The sequence below is a fragment of the Klebsiella sp. WP8-S18-ESBL-06 genome, from assembly GCF_014169755.1.
In the GTDB taxonomy this organism is placed as follows: domain Bacteria; phylum Pseudomonadota; class Gammaproteobacteria; order Enterobacterales; family Enterobacteriaceae; genus Kluyvera; species Kluyvera ascorbata_B.
The window spans coordinates 2,708,012-2,732,280 of the sequence record NZ_AP022256.1; the positions used below are offsets into that span (position 1 = coordinate 2,708,012).

Below are 24,269 nucleotides of genomic sequence, written 5' to 3' on the forward strand. Positions count from 1 at the left end.
CATTTTCGGCAACGCCGATTACTTCATGTATTCGCCGCTGCGCAGCGCTTCAATACGTTTATCCAGCGGCGGGTGAGTCATGAACATTTCGCTCAGCGACTTCGACTTACCGTTGATGCAGAATGCCATCATGCTGCTGGCCTCCTGCGGCTCATAGCTTGTTTTCAGGCGCTGCAGCGCCGCGATCATTTTCTCACGGCCAACCAGCTTCGCCGAACCGGCATCTGCGTGGAATTCACGATAGCGCGAGAACCACATGGTGATAATGCTTGCCAGAATACCGAACACCAGCTCCAGCACCGTTGCCACCGCGAAGTAAATCAGCGGGTTGCCGTTACTGCTCTCTTCGCCGTCGTCGCGGTTACCGCCGAGGAAACCGGCTGCAATCTGCGCAATCACGCGGGAGATAAAGATAACAAAGGTGTTCACGATACCCTGAATCAACGTCATGGTAACCATATCACCATTAGCGATGTGGCTGATTTCATGCGCGATAACCGCCTCAGCTTCGTCACGGCTCATGTTCTGCAACAGGCCGGTGCTCACGGCGACCAGCGATGCATCACGGCGCGCGCCGGTGGCAAAGGCGTTAATATCCGGCGCATGGTAAAGCGCAACCTGCGGCATAGCGATACCCACCTGCTGCGCCTGGCGGGCAACGGTTTCCATCAGCCAGCGTTCCTGCTCATTACGCGGCTGTTCAATGACCTCGCCGCCCACCGACTTCAGCGCCATCCACTTAGACATCATCAACGACACAATGGAACCGCCAAAACCAAATAGCAGCGCCATAATCAGCAGACCGGTCATGCTGCTCGACTGAATTCCCGTCAGGCTTAGCACCAGCCCAAATACGACCATCACCGCCAGGTTGGTCATCAGGAAGAGCGCGATTCGCATCATAATTTACTTTTAACCTCTTTTTAACAAAACGCACTATGCGATTACCCATATCGTATGGGTAATCCGGGAATTTTCAACGATTACGTGAGGCTAAGTCACGAGAAAGACACAACTTTACATTTTGTAGCATCGTTGTTTACGAGAAGCTGCGGGAGATAAAAAAACAGGCACAATTGCTTGTGCCTGTTGGGGGGTTACTTGCTTGCCGCCGGCTGTTCAGCGGAGGTCGCCTTCTCCAGCTTCGACAGGTCAATAGCGATATTGACCGTCTCATCCAGATACGGATCCGGCTCTTTATAATCCTTCGGCAGATCGTCAAGTTTCTTGATTGGCGGTTTGCCTTCACGCTTGTAGCGATCATTTACGCGCGCCAGTCGCGTCGCATCATCTTCCTCGTTCTCTTTGTTACGCTGTGCGTAGTTGAGAGAAACGATGCTGCGCTTGTCCTTCAGCGCATTGAAATGTGCGATATCTTTCGCGATGTACTGGAACTCAGGATCTTTGGCAATACGATCGGCATGCAGCTTCAGCAGCTGCGGCTCGAACGGTGCCATATCGCCCGACTTCACGTAGGTGGCTGCGTTGATGCTGTCCCACGGCAGCGCGTTATCCTCGAACTTCTCGCCGGTTTCGGTCTCTTCGGTACCGGTCGGCATCATGATGTCCGGGGTGACGCCTTTACGCTGCGTACTGCCGCCGTTAATGCGGTAGAACTTCTGAATGGTGTACTGGACGGAGCCCAATGCCGGCCATTCAGGGCGCAGCATCTGATCGTAGATACGGTTCAGCGAACGATACTGCTGCACGGTGCCTTTACCGAAGGTCGGTTCGCCGACGATCAGCGCGCGGCCGTAGTCCTGCATCGCCGCAGCGAAGATTTCCGACGCCGAGGCGCTGAAGCGGTCAACCAGCACCACTAGCGGGCCTTTGTAGTAAACGACGCCGTCGTTGTCGCTATCTTCGCGCACCTTACCGTTATTATCGCGCACCTGCACCACGGGGCCGGACGGAATAAACAGACCGGAAAGCGAAACCGCTTCGGTCAGCGCACCGCCGCCGTTGCTACGCAGATCGATAATAATGCTGCTGACGTTCTGTTTTTCCAGCTTCTGCAGCTGTACCTTGACGTCTTCGGTCAGGCCAACGTAGAAGCCAGGAATATCCAGAACCCCCACTTTCTCGTTGCCGGTACCTTTGATCGTCATTTTCACCGCGCGGTCTTCCAGACGGATGCGCTCGCGGGTCAGCGTCACAATACGCGTTTTAGAGCCTTTACCGGCCGGCAGGATCTCCAGGCGCACCTTGCTGCCCTTCGGCCCTTTAATCAGCGCGACCACATCATCAAGACGCCAGCCGATGACATCAACCATCCCTTTACCCGACTGGCCCACGCCGACGATGCGATCGCCTACGCTAATGGCCTTGCTTTTCGCCGCCGGGCCGCCAGCCACCATGGAGTTAATCACGGTGTAATCGTCGTCCATTTGCAGCACCGCGCCAATCCCTTCAAGAGACAGGCTCATCTCGGTATTGAACTGTTCGGTGTTGCGCGGTGAAAGGTAGTTGGTGTGCGGGTCGATCTCGCGGGCGAACGACGTCATCGCCAATGAGAACACGTCTTCGCTGTTGGTTTGCGCCAGGCGACGGATCGCGAACTTATAGCGTCGCGCCAGGGTGTCGTGAATTTCTTTGTCGTCTTTACCGGCGAGCTTGAGGCTCAGCTGGTCGTACTTCACTTTACTGTCCCACAGGGCGTTCAGCTCAGCCTGATCCTTCGGCCACGGCGCTTTGCTGCGATCGAGGTTGAAGGTGTCATTACCGGTGAAGTCCATCGGACGATCGAGCACCTTCAGCGCATATTCATAGCGCTCAAAGCGGCGTTTTTGCGCCAGATTGTAAAGATCGTAGAAGACGTCAAGTTTGCCTGAACGAAGTTCGTCGCCAATCTGACCCTTTTTCGCCGCAAACTGCGCCACGTCGCTGGCCAGCAGCACGTTGTGGCTGTAGTCCAGCAGGTTCAGATAGCGGTCAAAAATTTTAGCCGAAAAGGCCTGGTCGAGATCGAACTGGCGGTAGTGGGAACGGGTAAAGCGCGATGTCACGCGCTCGCTTACCGTGGCGTGCTGAGTCTCTTCCTTAAGAATAGGAAGCTGATCAACACGGGTAATATCTTCTACCGCTACGGCCTGGCCTGTTATTAATAACAGGCCAGCAAGCGCGGAGAGCCTAAAAAATTTGTTCATGCCTGGCCCGGCCTCCGTTTCAGAACACCAGGTGTTCTGCGCGTACAATCATTGACATACCAGAAGTAAGCTGAACGCGAACGCCATCCTTGGTAATTTCCAGGATCGTTGCATCCATAGCGTTATTGCCCGCTTTAACTTTCAGGGATTGACCGACCGTCAGCGCAGACAGATCGGATACCGGCGTCAGTTTTTCTTCACGCACTTCGCGAGCCGGTTTAGCAGCCGGTTTTGCAGCAGCAGCGCGCGGCTTGCGCTCGGCCCCTTCTTTACGGCGTACCGGAGGACGCGGTTTACGCTCACGACGTGGCGCATCACCCTGCTCGCCCGCCGCAGCGGCCGCTTCGCGTTTTTTCGCCTGCTGTTCAGCGCGCTGCGCCTGAACGCGAGCTTTGGCTTCTTCAAGCTGTTGACGTGCGTGTGCAACGTGCTGCTCGTCCAGCTCACCGCATGGGTTGCCGTCGAGATCGACGCGAACGGCACCGGCTTTGATACCGTAAAGGTAGCGCCAGCTTGAAGTATAAAGACGTAATGCGGAACGCAGTTGGGTTTTGCTGAGGTTCATTTCCCCTTCAACACGCTCGACGAGATCCTGAAAAATACCGACTTTCAGAGGACGAGCTTCACCTTCCGCGCTAAAGCACTGCGGAAAACGTTCGGCTAAAAATGCGATAACTTCTTTACTGCTATTCAACTTAGGTTGATTTTCCATGAAATTTCCTGATTACAACGGACGTAGCCAACAAGCCGCAGGCATGAACAGGCGACATTATAATGACGCCATCCGTAAATGCTACGTTATCCGTTGATTATCCTGCGACGGGTGCAAAGAATTTTTGATAATCGGTGGCTTCAAGCACTTTTTGCAGGTGGCCGACCAGTTCACATAAGCCCTGTTCATCCTCTTCGCTAAAGCGCGAGAACGCGGTGCTATCAATATCCAGCACGCCAATCACCTGATTGTTTACCTGCAGCGGTAACACGATTTCGGCGTTGCTGGCTGCATCACAGGCAATGTGCCCATCAAAAGCATGAACATCTGCAATACGCTGAACGCGATTTTCCGCCACCGCGGTGCCGCAAACGCCGCGCCCAACCGGGATTCGCACGCAGGCAATTTTGCCCTGGAACGGCCCGAGAACCAGCGTATCGCCTTCCAGCAGATAGAAACCGGCCCAGTTTACGTCGGACAGACGCTCATACAGCAGCGCGCTGGTGTTAGAGATTACCGCTAAGAAACTTGTTTCACCTGCCATTAATGCCTGAAAATCACGGTTAAGGTCCGCGTAAAATTCTGTTTTGCTCATTATTCAATCACTGTTGTTTACGATGTTACTGGTTCGTTACCCATTCTCTGGCCTGATAAAATACGCATTAAGTGCGTTCGGGCTCAAGATGAATCCATACTTAGGTTAAGATAGAGTTATACATTCATTTATCAATGTAATAAATGGCACTGAAAATATCATCTATAACGCCGACAAAGAAAATACGCATTCACGCGGTGAGCGAACCACTACCGTGGGCACATTACCAACGTTGCCCGCAGTGCGATATGCTTTTTCGGTTACCGGTCGTAAAATCATCGCAATGTGCCTACTGCCCACGCTGTAACGCCAAAGTGCGCGACGGCCGCGATTGGTCGTTAACGCGCCTGGGCGCCATGGCGATTACCATGCTGCTGCTGATGCCCTTCGCCTGGAGCGAACCCCTGCTGCGTCTGCACCTGCTCGGGGTGCGCATTGACGCCAACCTGCTACACGGCATCTGGCAGATGACCGACAGCGGCGACCCGGTCACGGCGGCAATGGTCTTTTTCTGTACCGTCGCCGCCCCGGCGGTGCTGGTTGTCGCTATCGCCTATCTCTGGCTGGGTAATATTCTAGGGATGAATCTGCGTCCTGTCCTGTTGATGCTGGATAAACTCAAAGAGTGGGTGATGCTCGACATCTACCTGGTCGGCATCGCCGTCGCCTCAATTAAAGTTCAGGACTACGCTTTTTTACAACCGGGTGTTGGCCTACTGGCCTATATTTCGCTGGTCATACTCAGCATCCTGACGCTCATTCACCTTAACGTCGAACAGCTGTGGGAACGCTTCTACCCGCAGCGCCCCGCCACCCGGCCGGACACGTCGCTTCAGGTATGTCTGAACTGCCACTACACGGGCTATCGCGACGCGCGCGGGCGTTGTAGCCGCTGCCACACCCCGCTTTATCATCGCGGTAAGCAGAGTTTACAAAAAAGCTGGGCGGCGCTGGTCGCGTCAATCGTGTTCCTGATTCCGGCGAACCTGCTGCCGATATCGATTATTTATGTCAACGGCGGCCGCCAGGAAGACACCATTCTCTCCGGGATTATGTCGCTGGCTAACAGCAACGTTGCCGTGGCCGCAGTGGTCTTTTTTGCCAGTATCCTGGTGCCGTTCACCAAAGTTATCGTGATGCTGACGCTACTGCTCAGTATCCGTTTTAAATGCGAACAGGGGCTGCGCACGCGTATCCTGCTGCTGCGCTTTGTGACCTGGATTGGCCGCTGGTCAATGCTCGATCTGTTTGTCATTTCATTAACCATGTCGCTCATCAATCGCGATCAGCTTCTCGCCTTCACGATGGGCCCCGCTGCGTTTTATTTTGGCGCTGCGGTAATATTAACTATCCTTGCTGTTGAATGGCTGGACAGCCGCTTACTTTGGGACGCACATGAGTCAGGAAACGCCCGCTTCACAGACTGAAGCGCGAATTAAAACAAAACGTCGCATTTCACCGTTCTGGTTACTGCCGGTTATCGCGCTGATAATTGCCGGCTGGCTTATCTGGAATAGCTACGAGGATCGCGGGACGACCATTACCATCGACTTTATGTCGGCGGATGGTATCGTCCCCGGGCGCACGCCTGTGCGCTTCCAGGGCGTAGAAGTGGGGACGGTACAGGACATCCGCCTGGCAAAAGACCGCAGCAAAATTGAAGTGCGCGCCAGCATCAAAAGCGACATGGAAGACGCGCTGCGCACGGATACGCAGTTCTGGCTGGTCACACCAAAAGCCTCTCTGGCCGGCGTTTCCGGCCTTGATGCTCTGGTTGGCGGTAACTATATCGGAATGATGCCCGGTAAAGGTGAGCCCAGCGATCGCTTTACCGCACTAGATACGCAGCCGAAATACCGTCTGAATAACGGCGAGCTGATGATTCACCTGCATGCGCCGGATCTCGGTTCGCTGAGCAGCGGGTCGCTGGTGTATTTCCGCAAGATTCCGGTTGGCCGCGTGTACGACTACACCATTAACCCAAATAACCAGGGCGTGACGATCGACGTGCTCATTGAGCGTCGCTTCACTAACCTAGTGAAAAAAGGCAGCCGCTTCTGGAACGTCTCCGGCGTGAAGGCCGACGTAGGCCTCAGCGGCGCGAAAGTGCAGCTGGAAAGCCTGGCGGCGCTGGTTAACGGCGCCATTGCCTTCGACTCGCCGGCAGACTCCCAGGCCGCTGCGCAAAACGACGAATTTGGTCTGTATGAAGACCTCGCCCATAGCCAGCGCGGGGTGCTGATTCAGCTCCAACTGCCAAACGGCGATGGGCTGAAAGCCGGTTCGACCCCGATGCTGTATCAAGGACTGGAGGTCGGCCAGCTCACCAAAATGACCTTAAATCCTGACAGCTCGGTGACCGGTGAAATGACCGTCGATCCAAGCGTGGTGTCGCTGCTGCGCGAAAGAACGCGCATCGAACTGCACCAGCCGAAGCTGTCGCTGGAAAACACCAACCTCAGCCAACTGCTGACCGGCAGTACCTTTGAGCTGGTACCGGGCGAAGGCGCGCCAAAAAACAGCTTTACCGTACTGGCGGCGGATAAAACCCTGTTGCAGCAGCCCGGGGTAATGACGCTCACCCTCACGGCACCGGAGAGCTACGGTATTGAAGCCGGGCAGCCGATTATGCTGCACGGCGTGCGTATAGGTCAGGTGATGGAGCGCACGCTAAGCGCAAAAGGGATCGCCTTCGCCATCGCTATTGACCCGCAGTACCGCGACCTGCTGCACGGCGACAGCAAATTCGTCGTCAACAGCAAGATGGACGTCAAGGTTGGGATTGATGGCGTTGAGTTCCTTGGTGCCAGCGCTAATGAATGGTTAAGCGGCGGCATTCGTATTCTGCCCGGAGAAAAAGGGCCGATGAAGGACAGCTATCCGCTGTACGCCAATCTGGAGAAAGCGCAGGAGAATAACCTGAGCGACTACCCGACCACGACCCTGATGCTTACCGCCGAGACGCTGCCGGATATTCAGACCGGATCGGTGGTGCTGTACCGTAAGTTTGAGGTCGGTGAAGTCACCTCGGTACAGCCGCGTGCCAACGCCTTTGATATCGCCGTGCACATCAAACCGGAATACCGTTCCTTGTTGACCCCAAGTAGCGTCTTCTGGGCAGAAGGCGGCGCGAAGGTACAGCTCAACGGCAGCGGGCTAACGGTACAAGCATCGCCGCTATCGCGTGCGCTGAAGGGGGCTGTGAGCTTTGACAACATCAGCGAAGCCAATAATGGCACCCGCAAAGGTGATAAACGTGTGCTGTTCCCGTCAGAAACGGCCGCCCGCGCCGTCGGTGGTCAAATTACGCTGCACGCTTTCGACGCGGACAAACTGTCCGCCGGTATGCCAATCCGCTACCTCGGTATCGATATCGGCCAGGTGCAGAGCCTGGCGCTTAACGCCTCTCGCAACGAGGTGCAGGCCAGCGCCGTGCTGTACCCAGAGTACGTCAACACCTTTGCTCGCCGCGGCACGCGCTTCTCGGTGATCACCCCCCAGATCTCCGCGGCAGGCGTCGAGCACCTGGACACGCTGCTACAGCCGTACGTCAACGTTGAACCGGGGCACGGCGAGCTGCGTCGTGACTTCGAGCTGCAGGAAGCCACCATCGCCGACTCCCGCTACCTGAACGGGCTGAACGTCGTGGTGGAGGCGCCAGAAGCCGGCTCGCTGAGCATCGGCACGCCGGTGTTGTTCCGCGGTATCGAAGTGGGCACGATTACCGGCCTGCACCTCGGCAGCCTGTCTGACCGGGTCATGGTCGAGCTGCGCATCGGCCAGCGCTACCAGCATCTGGTGCGCAACAACTCGGTGTTCTGGCTGGCATCAGGCTACAGCCTTGACTTTGGCCTGATTGGCGGCGTGGTGAAAACCGGCACCTTCAACCAGTTCATTCGCGGCGGTATCGCCTTCGCCACGCCGCCGGGGACGCCGCTGGCGCCGAAAGCGCAGGAAGGTAAACACTTCCTGCTGCTGGAATCTGAACCCAAAGAGTGGCGCGATTGGGGCACCGCCCTGCCGCGTTAACATCCAGCCTCACGCGCCGGTGTCCCGTCACCGGCGCGTTTTATGCTAGACTGCGCGCTCGTTATCTCCTTGTGGTATCCGCCAGTGGCTCAAAACTCTGTCTATTTTCCTGATGAATTCCTTGCGCAGATGCGCGAGGCCATGCCCGCACATCTCTCTTTTGAGGATTTTCTTGCTGCCTGCCAGCGCCCGCTGCGCCGTAGCATTCGCATCAACACGCTGAAAATCACGGTGGATGATTTTCTGGCGCTGGTCGCCCCCTATGGGTGGCAGCTGACGCCGGTGCCCTGGTGTGCGGAAGGTTTCTGGATTGAACGCGAAGAGGAAGACGCCCTGCCGTTGGGTAGCACCGCCGAACACTTAAGCGGGCTGTTTTACATTCAGGAAGCCAGCTCAATGCTGCCGGTGGCCGCGCTGTTTGCCGAAGGCGAGCGCCCCGAGCGGGTAATGGACATTGCCGCGGCCCCAGGCTCTAAAACCACGCAAATTGCCGCGCGGATGGGCAATCGCGGTATGCTGCTGGCCAATGAGTTTTCCGCCAGCCGCGTGAAAGTGCTGCATGCCAACATCAGCCGCTGCGGCATCAGTAATACCGCCCTGACCCACTTCGACGGCCGCGTATTTGGCGCCGCGCTGCCGGAATGCTTCGACGCCATTCTGTTAGATGCCCCCTGTTCCGGCGAAGGCGTAGTGCGTAAAGATGCGGACGCACTGAAAAACTGGTCGCTGGCGAGCAATCAGGCGATAGCCGATACGCAGCGTGAACTGATCGACAGTGCCTTCCATGCACTGCGCCCCGGCGGCACGCTGGTCTATTCAACCTGTACGCTAAACCGCGACGAGAACGAATCGGTGGTAGCCTGGCTGCTGGCGCGCTATCCACAGGCGGTAGAGATAGCGCCACTGGGCACGCTATTCCCTGGCGCGGAACAGGCGCTGACGCCAGAAGGTTTTCTGCACGTCTTCCCGCAAATTTATGACTGTGAAGGCTTCTTCGTCGCCCGTTTGCGTAAAACCGCCGCCATCGATCCCCTACCGGCTCCGGGCTATAAAGTGGGTAAATTCCCGTTTGCGCCCATGAAAAGCCGCGAGTCCGCGGCGGTTGCCGACGCTGCGCGTAAGGTCGGTATTGAATGGGACGATACGCTGACGCTGTGGCAGCGCGACAAAGAGATATGGCTATTCCCGGGTGAGATTGCGCCTCTGCTGGGAAAAGTTCGTTTTTCCCGTATCGGGCTTAAGCTTGCCGAAACACACAATAAAGGTTTCCGCTGGCAGCATGAAGCGGTTATCGCGCTGGCAAACACCCGAAAGTTAGGGCATGAGCTGACGCTGGAAGAAGCGGAAGAATGGTATCGTGGCCGCGATGTATACCCGCAGCAGTCGCCCGCCACGGACGATGTGATTGTCACTTTCCAGGGATTCCCGCTGGGCCTGGCCAAACGCATCGGCTCACGGCTGAAAAACAGTTATCCCCGTGAATTAGTTCGTGACGGCAAGCTTTTTGCCAACAGGTCGGAGTAGCGCACAAAAAAAGCGCACCTTTTGACTGGCAGAATTCTCCGCGTTGACTACGCTGAAAAGGTACGGCCTAACTGGTCGTACCACAACGGTCAGCAGATTAACGGAGAGCATTATGAGTAAAACCAGCGTACGCATCGGCGCATTCGAAATTGATGATGCCGTGATGCACGCCGATCAGCACGGCGAGCGAACGTTAAGCATTCCTTGCAAGTCCGATCCTGATTTATGCATGCAGTTAGATGCCTGGGACGCTGATATCAGCATCCCGGCCCTTCTTGATGGCGAACATTCCGTTCTCTATCGTCAACGCTACGATCGACCGTCCGACGCCTGGGTTATGCGGCTTGTCTAACCCAAAAGGAACCCGCCCAAAGGCGGGTTATTTATTTCGCGTGCGGTACGGCTTTGTACAGTGACGCCTCTCCGCGCGGCCGGGTTTTGAACCGGCGATGCACCCACAGATACTGCTCCGGCGCACGTAGGATTTCGCGTTCAATAATTTTGTTCATATAGCACGCAGCGGAGATCTCATCACCGCACGGATAATCCGTCATGGCTTCGCTAATATGCAGCGTGTAGCCACGCTGACACGGCTTGCGCACCATGGTCACGGTCAGCATCGCCGCGCCGGAAAGGCGCGACAGCACGTTGGTACCGTTGGTCGTCGCCGCTTCGTTTACCGAGAAAAACGGCGCAAAGACGCTGCCTTTCGGACCGTAGTCCTGATCCGGCGCAAACCAGACGGCCTCACCGGCCTTCAGCGCCTGCACCAGACCACGCAGATTACGGCGATCGATCATCGCTTTGTTCGAACGCAGGCGACCGGTGGTTTGCACCCATTCCATCAGCGGGTCATTATGCGGACGGTAAGTTGCCATCATTGGACGGCACAGCCCCATCGCACGACCGCCGAGCTCCAGTGACATAAAGTGCACGCCCACCACCATAACGCCGCGCTGCTCTTTCAGCGCGTCCATCAGGTTGGCATAACCTTCAACGTCAAACCATTTCTTAACGCGGGCATCGCTCCAGAACCAGGCCATACCGGTTTCGATAAGCCCCATTCCCAGTGACATAAAGTTTTGTTCAATCAGCTTTTCCCGCTGTGCGGCATCCATATTCGGGAAGCAAAGCTCAATATTGCGCGCGGCAATTTGCTCACGGCGCTTTAAAAAACGTCGTGACGCTTTACCAAGAGAAGTGCCAAGCAGGTGTAAGAGTGGGTACGGCAACTGCACCACCAGCCATAAAGAGGCCAGAGCGAACCACTTCAACCCGTTACGGGGATGAAGTAAAGCGGTATCAAATTTTTTGGACATCATTGTTTCCAGCAACGTAATGCAAGGGTAACGCGTAAGGAAAAAAACGAGTCCGTTCATTTGTCTTTATGCGGTACGTATAATCGTTGGACAGTGCTACGTTCGACAAATTCACTGCCCAGACGTTTATTTACAAAACGGTGGTCAACAGAGGTATGGCGCGGTGTGGCAGGCTGTGGCTCAACTCGCCGCAAAGCATGCGCCTTTTTTAGCAAAAAAAATAGAGATTTTAATTCACAATAGAAAATAAACTTTTTAACGCGACAAATAATATTATTAGCGACATATCTATTTTTCGGAAAAATATGAGTTCTTAGCATTTTGTATTTCGTCTGCGACTATTGTCACTTTATAAAAAGAAAAAAAAGTCGCTAAATTGTACAAAAGTGCTTGGATGGGAGCGAGAATCTGTTTACATTGGGTTAACAAGCTAACGGATTCCCGCGGAGCTTGTCCTGCTGAGTGCATACGGCAGAGAAAAAGAGACCGAATACGATTCCTGTTGTCCAGTCATTAGAAAAAATGACAATAAAATCAAACAGTTAAATCAGCCTTAAAGCCTAAAAACACTTACCATTACGGCTTAATCCAACCTTTTAATATCAAACGGTTACTATGAAGTTCGGGATCGCGACGAGTGAAATTGGAGGGTGTTTGTCCCTAAGAATTAGCGCAAGACTAATCACCACCTTCATCGGTTTTGAGTTGCTTTGCGCTAATTTTTAGCCCCATGGATTCCCAGTAGTTCCAATGGCATGAACACCTGGCCTACAGCAGCGGCCCGCGCTTACATGTCGCGGGCCGCTGTTTTCACACTGAGTATCTATTCTGTCAGAGCTTTCAATTTTGCCTCCAAGTCGGCCATCCGCTTGACCATGTCCTGCATAACAGCCGTAAGCACCGCAACAGTCACCCCGCTATCGCCAGCCTGAACGGTCAGCGCATCCTTAAGCGTTGTGCCGTCGTCCATCTCCAGATCACCAGCATATAAAGTCGCTTCCGGGAACTGGTCATAAAGGCCATTTGCCAGGACGCCAATGCCGAACCTGCCCTTTCCTGCCTTCGTATTCATGCGCCACGTGCGGGCCTTGATTCCATCAAGCGCGCCATAAGCATCTTTCAGCTCTTCGATCTCATACTTCGCACGCTCATCTGAAGCACCATTAACCCATGAGCCATTCGCAGCAATGCCGTTTCCAGTCGCGGAGTCGAATCGCCACATGCACGGGGTGGTATTGGCCTCAGTCGTGTACGACAACACGTATTGCGGGCCGCCAGTGTTCGTTAGCCCTGACCATGTAAATACGCCAGCGTTAACCCCAGGAGTGAACAGCTTCAGGCTAATATGCGGGTAAAGGTAGCCGGTTCCCGGGGCATTCATTTGTTCAGACCAATGACCCAGGTTTCTGTTATTGTTGTACAGAGAATCATAGGACGCGTTGGAAATTCCGGAACGCCCAATAGGGCTGGTTACAGCTCCGCCTGTCAGTCCATCAACGGTGCCTAGCTTGATAACTTTCGTTGTTGTCGTCGACCCGGTTGAGTCAGACACCAGCACTTCAGCGCTTACCGTCTTAACGCCAGTTGAGCTGTTGGTAACTACGGTGCGCAATCCCGCTTTGCCGTAGTCAGCGGTGCCGACCTTCAGCGTAGAGTTAACCACGCCGCCGTAGTTTGTCGTTGACACTCCAGGGGCTGCCGTCAGTGCGTTGACAACGTCCCACGTCGTGTTTGCAGCAACGAACCCGCCGGATGCGCGAACGAGCCATACCCCATAAACACGGTTAGGTGCGACCTCCGTAGCGTTATTTCGTCCATATGCTGCGTTAGAATAGGACCCTTTGAACTCCCAAAGGCCATACCCACTATATTTATCGAAACCTGATGTTGGGTGGAAAATATTATTCGTCTGATATGCTGTGACCTTAAACCCGCCGGACGCCGAGGTTGCTGCGAGCCACGCAACACCTGCCATGTCAGACCCGAAAGAGCCGCCAAAATCTGGAGCGGCGTTAAGCGCTAACAGCTTGTCATTCGTCCCCGCGCCACCGCCAAAGAACACGCCAGGGATCGAGCCTGATTGAACGCCGTTCCAGTCCGGCAGGCGGAAAGTAGTTGAGCCGTCGCCGGTGGAATAAGAGCCGCGCTTCGTCACGTCGGCCAACCATGCCGCATCTGTGATCGGCGATGTTTTTTGCGCCCACGCCCACAGCTCAGGCCAATCCGCGCGGTTGACGATCTGGCCGTCACGCGGCAAACAGTTTGGTGGATAGTATGCACGGGTTTCCCACTGCACAGCTTCGCCGACGTGATAGTTCATTACACCGTTCATTGTCGGCCCGCCAGTACCAGCGCTTACCAGGTTTTGAACCTGCAACCACTGCGGAGCATCACCGTCGTTTACCGCCGCCGCCGCTAACGGCGTTGAGCCAACCGGACGAACGTTAAGCCATGCCGCTGCGCGGTCTGCCAGATCCTGCAGATTAAGGCTCTTCTGTAGCGCCAACTGCGGGTTTGATGCCGCTGCTTGCTTTGCAGATTCTGCTGCTTCGTTGGCTTTTGTGCTGGCTGTGGATGCCGATTCCGCCGCGTTGCTCTCTGACGTAACGGCGTTCCCTTCTGAAACGGCTGCTGCGGCTGCTGCGGCCTCGGCGTCTTCCTTTGCCTGCACGATAACGGGCTTATCTTCGGCTACCTGTTTTGCATCCGCACGAATTTGCTCCGCTATAGGGATTAGCTCATCTATCTGCAACTCCTTCATAACATCAATCAGCTTAAGCCATGAAGGGCCCGTGTAGCTCGAGCCGTCGGCCATTTTGATTGTTACATCACCATTAACCTCAAGCAGCTGATACCAGTTATCGATTTCAAGAACACGCTGGCGGATTGCATACGCCGTATCAGCGGCAATTTGCCCACTAATTCGATTCAATGTATCGCGCGGCATCGCTGTCCAAGCAGCGCCTGTCACCGCCGGGCCGCTGTAGTTCCTGGTGAGAGTCAGCGCAGTATCTCTCTCGATGGATTTTATCGGGAGCGTATAGGTCACCCCGCCGGTGGTAATAACGATGAAATCACCAGCCGCAAGCTCAGCAGTAAATGCCGTTCCATCGCCGGCAACCGCCGCGGCATTATTTTGAATGGAAATTGTTCCAGCAGACATTTCGGCTCCTTTTAATAAAAATTGGGTATGGCGGGGAGTTTCACGCCCGACATGCCTTCTGACTGAATATCGTATTTTTGCCGTGATACGCGCCTGATAACCCGGCCAAAACCGCTTTTCACACTCCCGCCGCTCATCATCAGTCCTTTCATCCTGACGATGTTCCAGCTCGTGGAGTTCGTTGCAGGGCGTACGGCCCAGCCAAAGGTGCCGAGCGGCACCATTCCGCCGATGCCCTGAAAGCTTGTCGAAGGATAGAAAAAGCCCTGAATCACAAAGGGCTTACGCGTGGTTGAAAATGTGCACTGCCCTGCGGCGTTGAAATAATTAAGGCCCGTTCCGGGATAAGGGACAGCATTTGCAAATATCGCAATGCGTACCCCTATATTCCCGCTGGTTTCTTCATAAATATTCTGGTCGAGCGTGTGACCTGCTCCCCGTTGATTAGTACACCCCGATGTTAGTAATGTCTTCATAAGCCACATGAGGACATCCCCATGAAGAAGCGTTTTTCCGACGAACAGATCATCAGTATTCTCCGCGAAGCCGAAGCTGGGGTACCCGCCCGTGAACTCTGCCGCAAGCATGCCATTTCCGATGCCACGTTTTACATCTGGCGTAAGAAGTATGGCGGTATGGAGGTGCCTGAAGTTAAGCGCCTGAAGTCGCTTGAGGAAGAGAACGCCAGACTCAAGAAGCTGCTTGCCGAAGCCATGCTGGATAAAGAGGCGCTTCAGGTGGCTCTTGGGCGAAAGTACTGACGACAGACCAGAAGCGGGAAGCCGTGATGTTGATGTGTGATGCGACCGGTCTGTCGCAACGTCGTGCCTGCAGGCTTACAGGTTTATCCCTGTCGACCTGCCGCTATGAGGCTCACCGTCCGGCTGCTGATGCGCATTTATCAGGGCGCATCACTGAGCTGGCACTGGAGCGCAGGCGTTTTGGCTACCGTCGTATTTGGCAGTTGCTGCGCCGTGAAGGGCTTCATGTTAATCATAAGCGCGTGTACCGGCTTTATCACCTCAGTGGCCTGGGCGTAAAACGCAGAAGACGTCGTAAAGGGCTGGCAACAGAACGTCTGCCGCTGCTCCGTCCGGCGGCGCCCAATCTGACCTGGTCGATGGATTTCGTCATGGACGCACTTTCCACCGGTCGCAGGATCAAGTGTCTTACCTGCGTCGATGATTTCACAAAGGAATGCCTGACGGTCACTGTTGCCTTTGGGATTTCAGGCGTTCAGGTCACGCGTATTCTGGACAGCATTGCACTGTTTCGAGGCTATCCGGCGACGATAAGAACTGACCAGGGGCCGGAGTTCACTTGCCGTGCACTGGATCAATGGGCCTTTGAGCATGGTGTTGAGTTGCGCTTAATCCAGCCGGGCAAGCCAACGCAGAACGGATTTATTGAGAGCTTTAACGGACGATTTCGCGATGAATGTTTGAATGAGCACTGGTTCAGCGATATCGTTCATGCCAGGAAAATTATTAATGACTGGCGGCAGGATTATAACGAATGCCGCCCGCACTCCACGCTGAATTATCAGACACCGTCTGAATTTGCAGCGGGCTGGAGAAAGGGTCATTCTGAGAATGAAGATTCCGACGTTACTAACTGAGTGTTGTATCTAATCGTGGGGGCAGGTCACTAGCTATAACTTTTAGGCAATCGTGTTTTGGTTACGATAGGACCACGTTCGACGAAGATAAACGTACCATTTTTTCACGTTGTAGCATTTATCGACGAAGTTTCCTGTCAGGAAACACTCTTTTAAACCACAATCTGTGGTTTTTGTTTAGATGCCCTCCCTTCAAATCATGTGTAACATTACACACCAATAGCACTTTTTGCACAAAAATCACGTTCTACTGACAATGCACACCTCAAAAAATTGCTGTAATATTTCGCCCCCTTTGAATGAAGCGCTTAAATTTTCACCTCCCTGCATCAAACAAAAAGCCACCTAACCCCAGATAGCAAAAACCCGCCAGATGGCGGGCCAGTAATCACAAAGGATACATTGCTCTGTCTCTGCGCTCTTGTATGCGAATACCATGATGTTTGCGTTGGTTTCCGCACATCCAGCAAGAACATAAGCAAGGTGTTTGATAAACAATACCTACAGCCTTCTCCCCTCCAGCACCTGCATTGTGATAGCGGGTTCGTTTGGCTTTAAGTCTTCTGGCGTGATGTCGGCGCACCGCGCGCTTTTGTGATTTCATGATAGAACTCCATAGAAAATTCAGGAGCGGCCACGCCTTCGCATGACCGCCTAAACGGGAGTTCTGAATAGATAATTTGTCTCATCAGAGGAGTATAACATCCAAACAGTTATGGATTAAGCCCACATATGTGGGCTGTGATTAAAACCCGGTCGGGGCTTGGTGTTGATTAGCCTGTATGGAACCCGATGTTATGAATTCGGCATAATCACATATTTTTGTAGTAACCAATCTTCGAATCGAAATCTTGTTTGGCGAGAGGTGTTTGGCTAGTTACGTATGTTTCCCAAGCGCTATATGCCTCGACTAGTGCGCGTTTTTCATCTGCATTATTGGTAGTCGCCTTAATTCGCTCGAAAGCGACCGATGCCATTTCCTTACGCTTATCCTTTCTGTTGGCCCCACACGATGCAATAGCGTCAGCGACAGAAGAATTCCAGCCAACAAGCTGAAGGATATCCAACCTTTTTTGAGTTACGAACTGATCAGCTGAAGCATTGCGAGCTTGCACAGAGAGAAACTCTGCGAATTCCTTTTTGTTTGTCGGTGAATGGGAAGGTGCTTCGATAGCAACATCGCATTTAGAAAGCTCATCATACTTGGCTTGCTTTTGAGCGTTACTGTTTGAGCCACTCCCAGCACACGCAGAAAGCGCCATAGCTAACACTGTAGTCACAAAGACCTTTTTCATTATTATCCCCTGATTAGTATGGTTTTGAGCATAATAACCAAGGGATGCTATGATGTAACTAGGTGCGTGCGATATTGATTTCTCAATATTACTTCAATGAAAATTACTTCGGCTGGAACTGTCGTCCAAGTAAGCCATCGCTCCTTGATGCCCTCATTAAGACCTCAGTCACCTTAGCTTCAATCTCCTTCCCTAACGCCCTTGCTGCGTCGCTTCCATCACCGGAAGTGGTTGATGATGCGTTGCCCTTATTGTCGACGTAAATATCAATGTTGACCTGCGGTTGAGACACACCACCGCCCTGGGCCCTAACCCCAAGTCGTCCGGCAGAATCACGCGTCAGCGGCATGATGGCCTCTTCGCCCGCCTCAGCAAATACTCCGCCTTTGGCGAATTTAGATGCCCCCTGGAAGGTGAAATACTGAGGAGAGTCGTAGACGCCATTTACATACTTACTAAGACCCGGCGAATCATAGACGCCGCCTTTAGCATTCGGGGTGTAAGACGGAACAGCAAATGATTGCCCTCCTCCGGAGGATGGTGATGCACCACCATTTATCCAGCCCATAGCTGCTTGCACTGCATAGGCAACCATCAACTGGTTTACGACTTGCGCGATCATCTTCAGCATCGACATCCCAAACGACTTAATCGATGCCTTACCAGTGGTCATAAGGTCGGTAAGCATGTCGGATAATCCGGTAAGAGCAGAACCAGCAACCCCCTTCACTGCGCTGTAGGTATCGGTCGCAGCCTCCAGATATTCATTCCATCCGCTCAATGCACCTGCTTTCCAGTCCCCCCGCAGCTTATCCTCTTCAGCGTAGTAGTTACGAAGGGCTGCTAGCTCTTTTTCATAACCTGAATCCTCAAGCTTGCCGCCGCCATTCAGCCAACCTTGCCTTAACTGGGCCTCCTCAGTCATTCGTTGAGCCATGCGGCTACTCAAACCAGAACCACTCCTGAGTGCCTCGGACTTTTCTGTCATCTGCGTGACGTACTTATTTGCCTGCTGTGCTAGGCCGTTAATCTTCTGCTGGGCCTCAACTTCCTTGTTCTTTTGATCAACAATCTTAGCAGCATTAAGAATGGCTTCACGGCTCGACAGGAGTGATTTTTCCTGTGCAGTAAGCGACCGTGTTTTCGCAGCCTCATCCAGCTCTGCAAAACGTGATTGCTGCTTGCTGAGTTCAGTGTTTTTGGCGTGGACATCACCGGTCTGCCGCAATGTTTCGAGGGTTTCCGTTAATGTTCTGGCCTGGGCTCGGTAGTTCTCCAGAGTGCGATCGCCAGCATCCAGAGTGGCTTTGGTCTCCCGGGTCTTTTTGGCGGAATCTTCAGCTAACTTGGATACAGCGTTCTTTGACTCACGACTGGCGCCGCCATTTCCTGATACTCCACTCCCCCTTGCCTCAGATTCATAATTGGCCTGGGCATTAGGTGCAGTTATGCGCTTCCAAAGCTCGTCGTAGCGTTTTTTGTTCGCAGCGATCTCTTTGTCAGCTTCTACCCCTGCCTTTTTCATTGCCTCGACATCCATACCGAGGAAGTTCGTTATTGCTCCACCACCAGGGATTTTCTCCGCCCATCCCGCAATGGTTCCAGTGAACTTGGCATCCAGCGAGGTGATGTTGAGGAACAGGTCCTTTATCGAAGCTTCAACTAGGTTGAAAATATCGATCACCTGATTTCCCCAAGCACGAACGGTAATGCCAATATCTCTGAAGTTGTCGGATGCACTTTTTTTCAGCGTATCCCAAACCCGACCAATATTATCAGTAGCCTTGTTCGTTTCTTCAGCACGCTTGGTCATGACGTCAGCGTAAAGCTGAATAGCCTCAGCAACCGCAGCTTCTTCCCCCTTCTGCTTACGCAACTGAATGATGTGCTTCATCATGGCTTCATCGACAATGCCGTATTGCTCATTCAGGCTCGCGAGACCTTTCACTGGATCGTTAACAATCTTTCCGAAATCAGACATTGCCGCTTTGGTATCGCTACCTGCCTTGCCCATCAGGGTTATGGATGTAGCGATCAGCTTCATCTGTTCGGCTGTATACTTGCCTGTATCATTCAGCGCAACCAAGGTGTCGACCGTCGAACTGATTGATGTATTGGTTCTGTCCGCAACATCATCCGCAGCCTTATTGAGTTGCTGCATAGATGCAAAACCAGCCCCCCCCATCATAATGACTGACCGGGCGACTTGATCGAACTGTTCGGATGAGCTGTATGCAGCAGCAGCCAGTAGGCCAATAGTTCCAACCAAACCGCCAAGAGCAATTGTGGTCGGGGTTATCATCCCGGCCAAATTGCGAATGTATTCCCCAACTCCACTTATCGCCCCCTGAACGCCTCCAAACTGGTCTTTAATCTGACCACCCTGCTGGAGCAGGATAAGGAACGGAGACTGCCCGCCAGCCAACTGAGTCGCTATATCCGTTAGCTGTGCCGGTAGCATACGCATAGCGTTACGGTATTGCCCTGCGCTGGTTGCACCGCTTTGCCAGGCCTTTTCCTGTTCTTTGAGTTTCGCCAGCATTGGCGCGGCTTGCTGAGATACCCCCAATTGCGCCGCTTTCAGTTCGAGCATTTCGGTGCGGGTTTTACCGATTGCCGAGGCTTGTTCTTCCAGTGACGCGATAAAACTTTTACCAGCAGCCGCGGCTCGTTGCGTAGCCTGGGCCTGTTCGATTCGAGCCCGGCCCTCTGCTGTCTCAGACTCCATGACCTGCGCCAGTTTTGAGCGAGTCGTCTCCAGCACGCTGTTGTAGCGAGCGTAATCTTCATCGCCAACCAGCCCTTTACCCCGGAATTTCGCTAGATTAGTCTGGATAGTATCCAGTTCATCCAGCGCCTTATTCACCGGGCTGATTTTATTCAGCAGGTTTTCGAGTTCCTGCCGCTGCTGCTTGAGGCTTTCGGTATTCTGCTTTTGAGTACTGGCGCCAGCCTTAAAGCTGCTGTTCAGATCATCGGCTTTGCCTGCGGCTGTCGCTGCGGTGTCCTGGAATTTATCCAGCGCCTGATTACCACGCTCCAGGTCACCGGTATTAACGCGAAGAGAAATAGTGGCGATATCGTTACTCATTGTGGCCTCTCTTTATGCATTACCTTGAGTGCCTCGCTTTCCATGATTTGAAGGTCAGCCATACAGGCCGCCGCATCCTCAACCCCGTGGATCTGGAACACCCAGGGGAGGACGTTGTAATCAAGGCCTGACGCACCGTTAGCCCCAACACGCCATTGGGTGGCTAACGCGGAGAAGATGGTGAAAGCCCGCCAGACTGACGGCAATACTCCCACCTCTTGCTCCACGTCTTCAGGCGTCAAACCAAAAGCGCTCAGTTCCGCTAATGTCGGCCCCGGCGTGTACAACGCTGCGGCGACCTGCCTCAGTTTTTTTCGCGAAAGCCCATCAACTCTTTCGTATACGCCAGACCGATACTATCGAAAGCACGTGGGTAATTTTTCAGCAGGACAATCACATTTTCTCGCGTGAATTCATCTGGAAGCGCCCAACCTTCCGCGATTTCCATCAGATAATCAGCCTGTGGCTCGATTGCGGCTTTTTTGCCTTCAGCCTTTTTTTGAAGTTCATCATCCATTACACGAAGCTCTTCGAGCGTCTTGTGACGAAAAGTGAACGACAGTTGACCATCTTCAGCACCGGCACGAGGGATACTGGCAGTAGCGGAAAAGGTTGGGTTTGGGATCAGGGAGAATTTAGTCATTACGGTTCCTTAGAAAAAATGAAACCCGCCGGAGCAGGTCTTAGTTGATGCCTGGTAAATACATCTGAACTTCGTCAGCAACACGTTCCCGCGCTGCATGCAGTAGTTGTTTACGACCACCGCTACCCCACCTTGCCATCTGGCTGGCGCACTGGCTGATCGCTTTGGTTTCGGTGTTAATAATGTGGTCGATCTTGTTCAGGCGGGACATGGCACTGATGCCGAGGCGCACCACGGTTCTGAACACCTCATATACTTCGACCTCAAACTCTGGCTTAATCCATGCGGCATAACGGATAGCCAGTAATTCGACGCCCCAAGCACCAGACTCGGAGCCACCCTTTATTACTTTAAGTGGTTGAATTTCTTCCGAAGCTCTTTTTTGAGCTTTGGTTTTTAGTGCAAAAATGAATCGTTTAATTTGCGCAGTTCTCAAAAAGTTACTGGGACGCTGCGATTCTGTGGCTTCGCCGTTTGCCACTGCGGCAGCGTGAAGGTCATTGAGGTTATAGCGCCCTTCGTCGTCAACACGAACGGAAACACCGTTTACTGCTACGGTTGGATAAGTCATGGTGTATACCCTTTAAAAAGCGAACCTGTTCACACAGAAAAGCCGCCCCAAGAGGCCCACCGGCGCTAACGGCAGTTCTCAGGATCGCTTTCTGAAAGGTTCTTGGTTAAGAGAGCGCGTGTGAAGGCGCAGTTTGATAAATCAGAGGGTGTGGATACAGAAAATTCGCCAGCGGTACTCTTCAATAAAAAAAGCCCGGCGAACCGGGCAAGAAGATTAACTGACAGTGACGGTGCATTTAGCCGAGGTCATTGTCGTACCAGTAGCATCGGTGACTTCACAGGCGTATTCCCCGGCGTCACCAGCTGCAACTGAAGGGATATTGAGCGCCGAAGCCGTTTTGCCCGAAAGTGCGGTGGTCCCTTTCTTCCACACATAGGCGTATGGCGCTGAACCGCCCTGCATGACAACCGCAAGATCCAGCGCATCACCCGCCGCAACATCCATTGTCGCCGGCAAGTTAGACAGAAAAGCCAGCGGCGAAGCGGAAGAATCAGCAATCGGGTAAATCTGCATATCCGACTCAAAGTTCATACGCGCTTCATTGCTTTCCACTGCGTTGATTTCGGTCTTTGGCACTTTCTGGAATGACACTTTGGCAGAGTAAAATCGATCAGCCTTGCCACGCGGGTTATGGAACCAGATGGCGGTGGTATCGCTCGACTCATCCAGTTCATTCAGTCGCGCGTAGATAGCCAGCAGCGGATCATGGGCAAACGAGTAGACCTGCACCACAGCGTTTTTAAACGTGGGAATGGTGCGGGCCTTATCATCCTCCAGAAACTGCACACTGATCGTCTGCTGGTCACCGCCCTCAGTAGACAGCGTCATCACCTGTGGCATGGTGATCCATGAGTCGATTTTACGTAGCGTGCCAGCGCCGGTCCCCGCCGTGAATTTATTCGTGTCTGAGGTATTAAACCCTTCCAGGACAACTTTAGTGCCGCTCACTGATTTAACCCGCAACACCATGTTATCGAGCCTCAGCCAGCCTGAGTTAACCTGAATAACATCCCCGGCGGCAATACCATCTGCCGACGCAACAGTCAGTTCGCACTCGGTCGCATTGGATGCCGCTGTGAAGATAATCGGCGCAAGATAGGCCTTGGCCACGTTTACACGCGACCCGTTAGGAATTGCAAATGCCATTGCATTCTCCTGAATTTAGGTAATAAAAAACCCGCCAGGCGACGGGTCATATCGGTGACATAAAAGCAGTTAGCTGACGATATCAGCCTGATAGTTCAGGCTGACGGGTACGGTGTAGGAAACAGCGGTCGGGATACCACGAAAAATTGCGGGCGTGCTGGTTATCCAGCAGGTAAAGCCATCGCCCTGCAGCTCCTGCCCTTCTGGAAATAGCGCAGCAACCTGACTCGCCAGCGCTATAGCATCCGATCGCCCGGTTCCGGTGGGGGTCACAACATTAACCTGGTACACCCCAGAATAGACCCGGCAATTCAGGCCAAGGTCCAGAGTCCGGGGCGTTGCAGGCATATCGTGAACCACCAGATAAATTCCGGTAGCCGGCGGCGTGAATTCGATATTTTCCCACGCGACGGTGATGTTCGCGGCATCTGCCCAATTTCCCAGCCTGGCGGCCATTGCCGACGCAATGTCAGGAATCACTTCGGCACCTCCCTGACAGCCTCTTCAAAGAAGCGCTGGAATTCTACTGCAGTGATCCGCACCATCCCTCCGGGTGCCTGCTCGGAGTGCCCCATCTCAAGCGGGTATGCATACGGGACGTTGTTGCAGAAGTAGATGGATTTCATGCCAACCTTGAACAGCGACAGCGTGTAGTTGCCCGCTGCTTTTGTCAGGTCGCCGGTCTTATCTATTCTCCCAGTTTCGTCTGTTGTCGGTGCATCAAACGATACCTGCCAGTTACCGCGAAAACGCCCGCCTGTGTAACCTGCCGGAGCGTTGATATCCATGCTGTCGGTTACGCGTGCTTTCTTCTTCAGACGCCCGGTTTTAGTGCGGTTTGCCGGATCCGTTAGCTGTGTCTGATTGTGGTCGTAAACTGCTTTGTTATAGGCAACGGCTGTCTGGTTCACTTCCCACAGTTCCGGGTTGCCTACAGGTGACATCATCACCAACTGATTGAGTATTTTGATACCAACAGCACGCACCACGGCTTCCTGATTGACTTTGGCCTTATTCACGAATGCCGTGATTTCAGCCATAAATGCGGCGTTCTCTCCCATACTAAGCCCTCAGCTGCGCTTTATAGCAGAGTACCAGGGAGGCAGGTTTTGCCGGATTCGGTTTGATAACGCGGTGTAGTGTGCCGTCGATATCCACCAGGTCACCGATTTTAATTTCCTGCTCTGCTGTAAAAACGATCTGCACGTCACCGTTAACGATGACCGTTCCATCAATTTCGCCCGGCGAGTATTCGGTCTTCACGCCCACCGCGAAGAACTGTACCGCATCAGTTTTATGCTCAATGCCCCCGACTACAGTTACTGAGCCCTTGCGAGTGACGTTGTACGTCGCGCCGTTCTTCCTGAGCATGCGGGTTGTTCTGGCCTGCATACGTTGGTAATCAATCGCCATA

At 53.5% G+C, this 24,269-nt stretch carries 21 protein-coding genes; 5 read left to right on the forward strand and 16 right to left on the reverse strand.

The features are described 5' to 3' along the window. Window positions 1–18 precede the first annotated feature (18 nt). From htpX to msrC, 4 genes are all read right to left on the reverse strand, one after another. Entirely contained in the window at window positions 19–903 is an 885-nt protein-coding gene (gene htpX, locus H7R76_RS13000) for a protease HtpX (protein WP_106927724.1), read from the reverse strand. 194 nt (window positions 904–1,097) lie between these two features. Further along, complete coding sequence (gene prc / locus H7R76_RS13005; protein ID WP_182965407.1) at window positions 1,098–3,146, reverse strand: carboxy terminal-processing peptidase; 2,049 nt, start codon at window positions 3,144–3,146, stop codon at window positions 1,098–1,100. Window positions 3,147–3,165: 19 nt separating this feature from the next. Continuing rightward, window positions 3,166–3,858, reverse strand: a complete 693-nt coding sequence (gene proQ / locus H7R76_RS13010; RefSeq protein ID WP_106927728.1) for an RNA chaperone ProQ — start codon at window positions 3,856–3,858, stop codon at window positions 3,166–3,168. A gap of 97 nt (window positions 3,859–3,955) precedes the next feature. Next, a complete protein-coding gene (gene msrC, locus H7R76_RS13015; RefSeq protein WP_106927730.1) occupies window positions 3,956–4,453 on the reverse strand; it encodes a free L-methionine (R)-S-oxide reductase MsrC in 498 nt (165 codons plus the stop codon). Window positions 4,454–4,596: 143 nt separating this feature from the next. Here msrC and yebS point away from each other — a divergent pair, with 143 nt between their 5' ends. The 4 genes from yebS (at window position 4,597) to H7R76_RS13035 (ending at window position 10,358) form a co-directional block, all read left to right on the forward strand. Then, entirely contained in the window at window positions 4,597–5,880 is a 1,284-nt protein-coding gene (yebS, locus tag H7R76_RS13020) for a membrane integrity lipid transport subunit YebS (protein WP_106927732.1), read from the forward strand. After that, on the forward strand, window positions 5,849–8,482 hold the full coding sequence (locus tag H7R76_RS13025; protein ID WP_106927734.1) for a PqiB family protein: 2,634 nt from the start codon (window positions 5,849–5,851) through the stop codon (window positions 8,480–8,482). Before yebS ends, H7R76_RS13025 begins: the two co-directional genes overlap by 32 nt. Before the next feature lie 84 nt (window positions 8,483–8,566). Beyond that, entirely contained in the window at window positions 8,567–10,006 is a 1,440-nt protein-coding gene (gene rsmF, locus H7R76_RS13030) for a 16S rRNA (cytosine(1407)-C(5))-methyltransferase RsmF (protein WP_182965409.1), read from the forward strand. A gap of 112 nt (window positions 10,007–10,118) precedes the next feature. After that, window positions 10,119–10,358 carry a DUF1480 family protein gene (locus H7R76_RS13035; protein WP_106927736.1) on the forward strand — a complete coding sequence of 80 codons (240 nt, stop codon included), beginning with the start codon at window positions 10,119–10,121 and terminating at the stop codon, window positions 10,356–10,358. Between the two features lie 31 nt (window positions 10,359–10,389). Here the strand turns inward: H7R76_RS13035 and lpxP are convergent, their stop codons facing one another. From lpxP to H7R76_RS13050, 3 genes are all read right to left on the reverse strand, one after another. Next, window positions 10,390–11,325, reverse strand: coding sequence for a kdo(2)-lipid IV(A) palmitoleoyltransferase (lpxP, locus tag H7R76_RS13040; protein ID WP_106927738.1), 936 nt, complete (start codon window positions 11,323–11,325; stop codon window positions 10,390–10,392). An 823-nt stretch (window positions 11,326–12,148) separates the two neighbouring features. After that, window positions 12,149–14,488: a tail fiber domain-containing protein gene (locus tag H7R76_RS13045; RefSeq protein WP_182965411.1), complete on the reverse strand. Its 2,340-nt coding sequence runs from the start codon at window positions 14,486–14,488 to the stop codon at window positions 12,149–12,151. A gap of 11 nt (window positions 14,489–14,499) precedes the next feature. Next, complete coding sequence (locus H7R76_RS13050; protein WP_182965413.1) at window positions 14,500–14,964, reverse strand: DUF6453 family protein; 465 nt, start codon at window positions 14,962–14,964, stop codon at window positions 14,500–14,502. Between the two features lie 21 nt (window positions 14,965–14,985). Here H7R76_RS13050 and H7R76_RS13055 point away from each other — a divergent pair. After that, window positions 14,986–16,106, forward strand: a protein-coding gene (locus H7R76_RS13055) for an IS3-like element ISSen4 family transposase (protein WP_096147877.1) whose coding sequence is annotated in 2 segments (ribosomal slippage) — window positions 14,986–15,244 and window positions 15,244–16,106 — 1,122 coding nt in all. Because the reading frame shifts where the segments join, the coding sequence is not laid out codon by codon here. Window positions 16,107–16,918: 812 nt separating this feature from the next. Here H7R76_RS13055 and H7R76_RS13060 read toward each other — a convergent pair. The 9 genes from H7R76_RS13060 to H7R76_RS13100 all read right to left on the reverse strand — a co-directional run bounded on the left by H7R76_RS13060 (window position 16,919) and on the right by H7R76_RS13100 (window position 24,268). Next, entirely contained in the window at window positions 16,919–17,401 is a 483-nt protein-coding gene (locus H7R76_RS13060; RefSeq protein ID WP_182965415.1) for a hypothetical protein, read from the reverse strand. A gap of 103 nt (window positions 17,402–17,504) precedes the next feature. Beyond that, entirely contained in the window at window positions 17,505–20,492 is a 2,988-nt protein-coding gene (locus H7R76_RS13065; protein ID WP_182965417.1) for a phage tail tape measure protein, read from the reverse strand. Continuing rightward, window positions 20,489–20,779, reverse strand: coding sequence for a DUF1799 domain-containing protein (locus H7R76_RS13070; RefSeq protein ID WP_182965419.1), 291 nt, complete (start codon window positions 20,777–20,779; stop codon window positions 20,489–20,491). Before H7R76_RS13070 ends, H7R76_RS13065 begins: the two co-directional genes overlap by 4 nt. 17 nt (window positions 20,780–20,796) lie before the next feature. Further along, window positions 20,797–21,135, reverse strand: a complete 339-nt coding sequence (locus H7R76_RS13075) for a phage tail assembly chaperone (protein ID WP_182965421.1) — start codon at window positions 21,133–21,135, stop codon at window positions 20,797–20,799. A gap of 40 nt (window positions 21,136–21,175) precedes the next feature. Then, entirely contained in the window at window positions 21,176–21,706 is a 531-nt protein-coding gene (locus H7R76_RS13080; RefSeq protein ID WP_182965423.1) for a KilA-N domain-containing protein, read from the reverse strand. A 216-nt stretch (window positions 21,707–21,922) separates the two neighbouring features. After that, window positions 21,923–22,855, reverse strand: a complete 933-nt coding sequence (locus H7R76_RS13085; RefSeq protein ID WP_182965425.1) for a phage tail tube protein — start codon at window positions 22,853–22,855, stop codon at window positions 21,923–21,925. 69 nt (window positions 22,856–22,924) lie between these two features. Continuing rightward, a complete protein-coding gene (locus H7R76_RS13090) occupies window positions 22,925–23,335 on the reverse strand; it encodes a DUF4128 domain-containing protein (protein WP_182965427.1) in 411 nt (136 codons plus the stop codon). Then, on the reverse strand, window positions 23,332–23,916 hold the full coding sequence (locus tag H7R76_RS13095) for a hypothetical protein (protein WP_182965429.1): 585 nt from the start codon (window positions 23,914–23,916) through the stop codon (window positions 23,332–23,334). Before H7R76_RS13095 ends, H7R76_RS13090 begins: the two co-directional genes overlap by 4 nt. A gap of 1 nt (window position 23,917) precedes the next feature. Beyond that, window positions 23,918–24,268: a hypothetical protein gene (locus H7R76_RS13100; protein WP_182965431.1), complete on the reverse strand. Its 351-nt coding sequence runs from the start codon at window positions 24,266–24,268 to the stop codon at window positions 23,918–23,920. Between the last annotated feature and the right edge of the window lies 1 nt (window position 24,269).

Excerpts from the sequence above, each read along its gene's own strand:
- htpX (WP_106927724.1), bottom strand. The coding sequence starts at position 903 with ATGATGCGAATCGCGCTCTTCCTGATGACCAACCTGGCGGTGATGGTC.
- prc (WP_182965407.1), bottom strand. The coding sequence starts at position 3,146 with ATGAACAAATTTTTTAGGCTCTCCGCGCTTGCTGGCCTGTTATTAATA.
- proQ (WP_106927728.1), bottom strand. The coding sequence starts at position 3,858 with ATGGAAAATCAACCTAAGTTGAATAGCAGTAAAGAAGTTATCGCATTT.
- msrC (WP_106927730.1), bottom strand. The coding sequence starts at position 4,453 with ATGAGCAAAACAGAATTTTACGCGGACCTTAACCGTGATTTTCAGGCA.
- yebS (WP_106927732.1), top strand. The coding sequence starts at position 4,597 with ATGGCACTGAAAATATCATCTATAACGCCGACAAAGAAAATACGCATT.
- H7R76_RS13025 (WP_106927734.1), top strand. The coding sequence starts at position 5,849 with ATGAGTCAGGAAACGCCCGCTTCACAGACTGAAGCGCGAATTAAAACA.
- H7R76_RS13035 (WP_106927736.1), top strand. The coding sequence starts at position 10,119 with ATGAGTAAAACCAGCGTACGCATCGGCGCATTCGAAATTGATGATGCC.
- lpxP (WP_106927738.1), bottom strand. The coding sequence starts at position 11,325 with ATGTCCAAAAAATTTGATACCGCTTTACTTCATCCCCGTAACGGGTTG.
- H7R76_RS13045 (WP_182965411.1), bottom strand. The coding sequence starts at position 14,488 with ATGTCTGCTGGAACAATTTCCATTCAAAATAATGCCGCGGCGGTTGCC.
- H7R76_RS13050 (WP_182965413.1), bottom strand. The coding sequence starts at position 14,964 with ATGAAGACATTACTAACATCGGGGTGTACTAATCAACGGGGAGCAGGT.
- H7R76_RS13060 (WP_182965415.1), bottom strand. The coding sequence starts at position 17,401 with ATGAAAAAGGTCTTTGTGACTACAGTGTTAGCTATGGCGCTTTCTGCG.
- H7R76_RS13065 (WP_182965417.1), bottom strand. The coding sequence starts at position 20,492 with ATGAGTAACGATATCGCCACTATTTCTCTTCGCGTTAATACCGGTGAC.
- H7R76_RS13075 (WP_182965421.1), bottom strand. The coding sequence starts at position 21,135 with ATGACTAAATTCTCCCTGATCCCAAACCCAACCTTTTCCGCTACTGCC.
- H7R76_RS13080 (WP_182965423.1), bottom strand. The coding sequence starts at position 21,706 with ATGACTTATCCAACCGTAGCAGTAAACGGTGTTTCCGTTCGTGTTGAC.
- H7R76_RS13085 (WP_182965425.1), bottom strand. The coding sequence starts at position 22,855 with ATGGCATTTGCAATTCCTAACGGGTCGCGTGTAAACGTGGCCAAGGCC.
- H7R76_RS13095 (WP_182965429.1), bottom strand. The coding sequence starts at position 23,916 with ATGGGAGAGAACGCCGCATTTATGGCTGAAATCACGGCATTCGTGAAT.
- H7R76_RS13100 (WP_182965431.1), bottom strand. The coding sequence starts at position 24,268 with ATGGCGATTGATTACCAACGTATGCAGGCCAGAACAACCCGCATGCTC.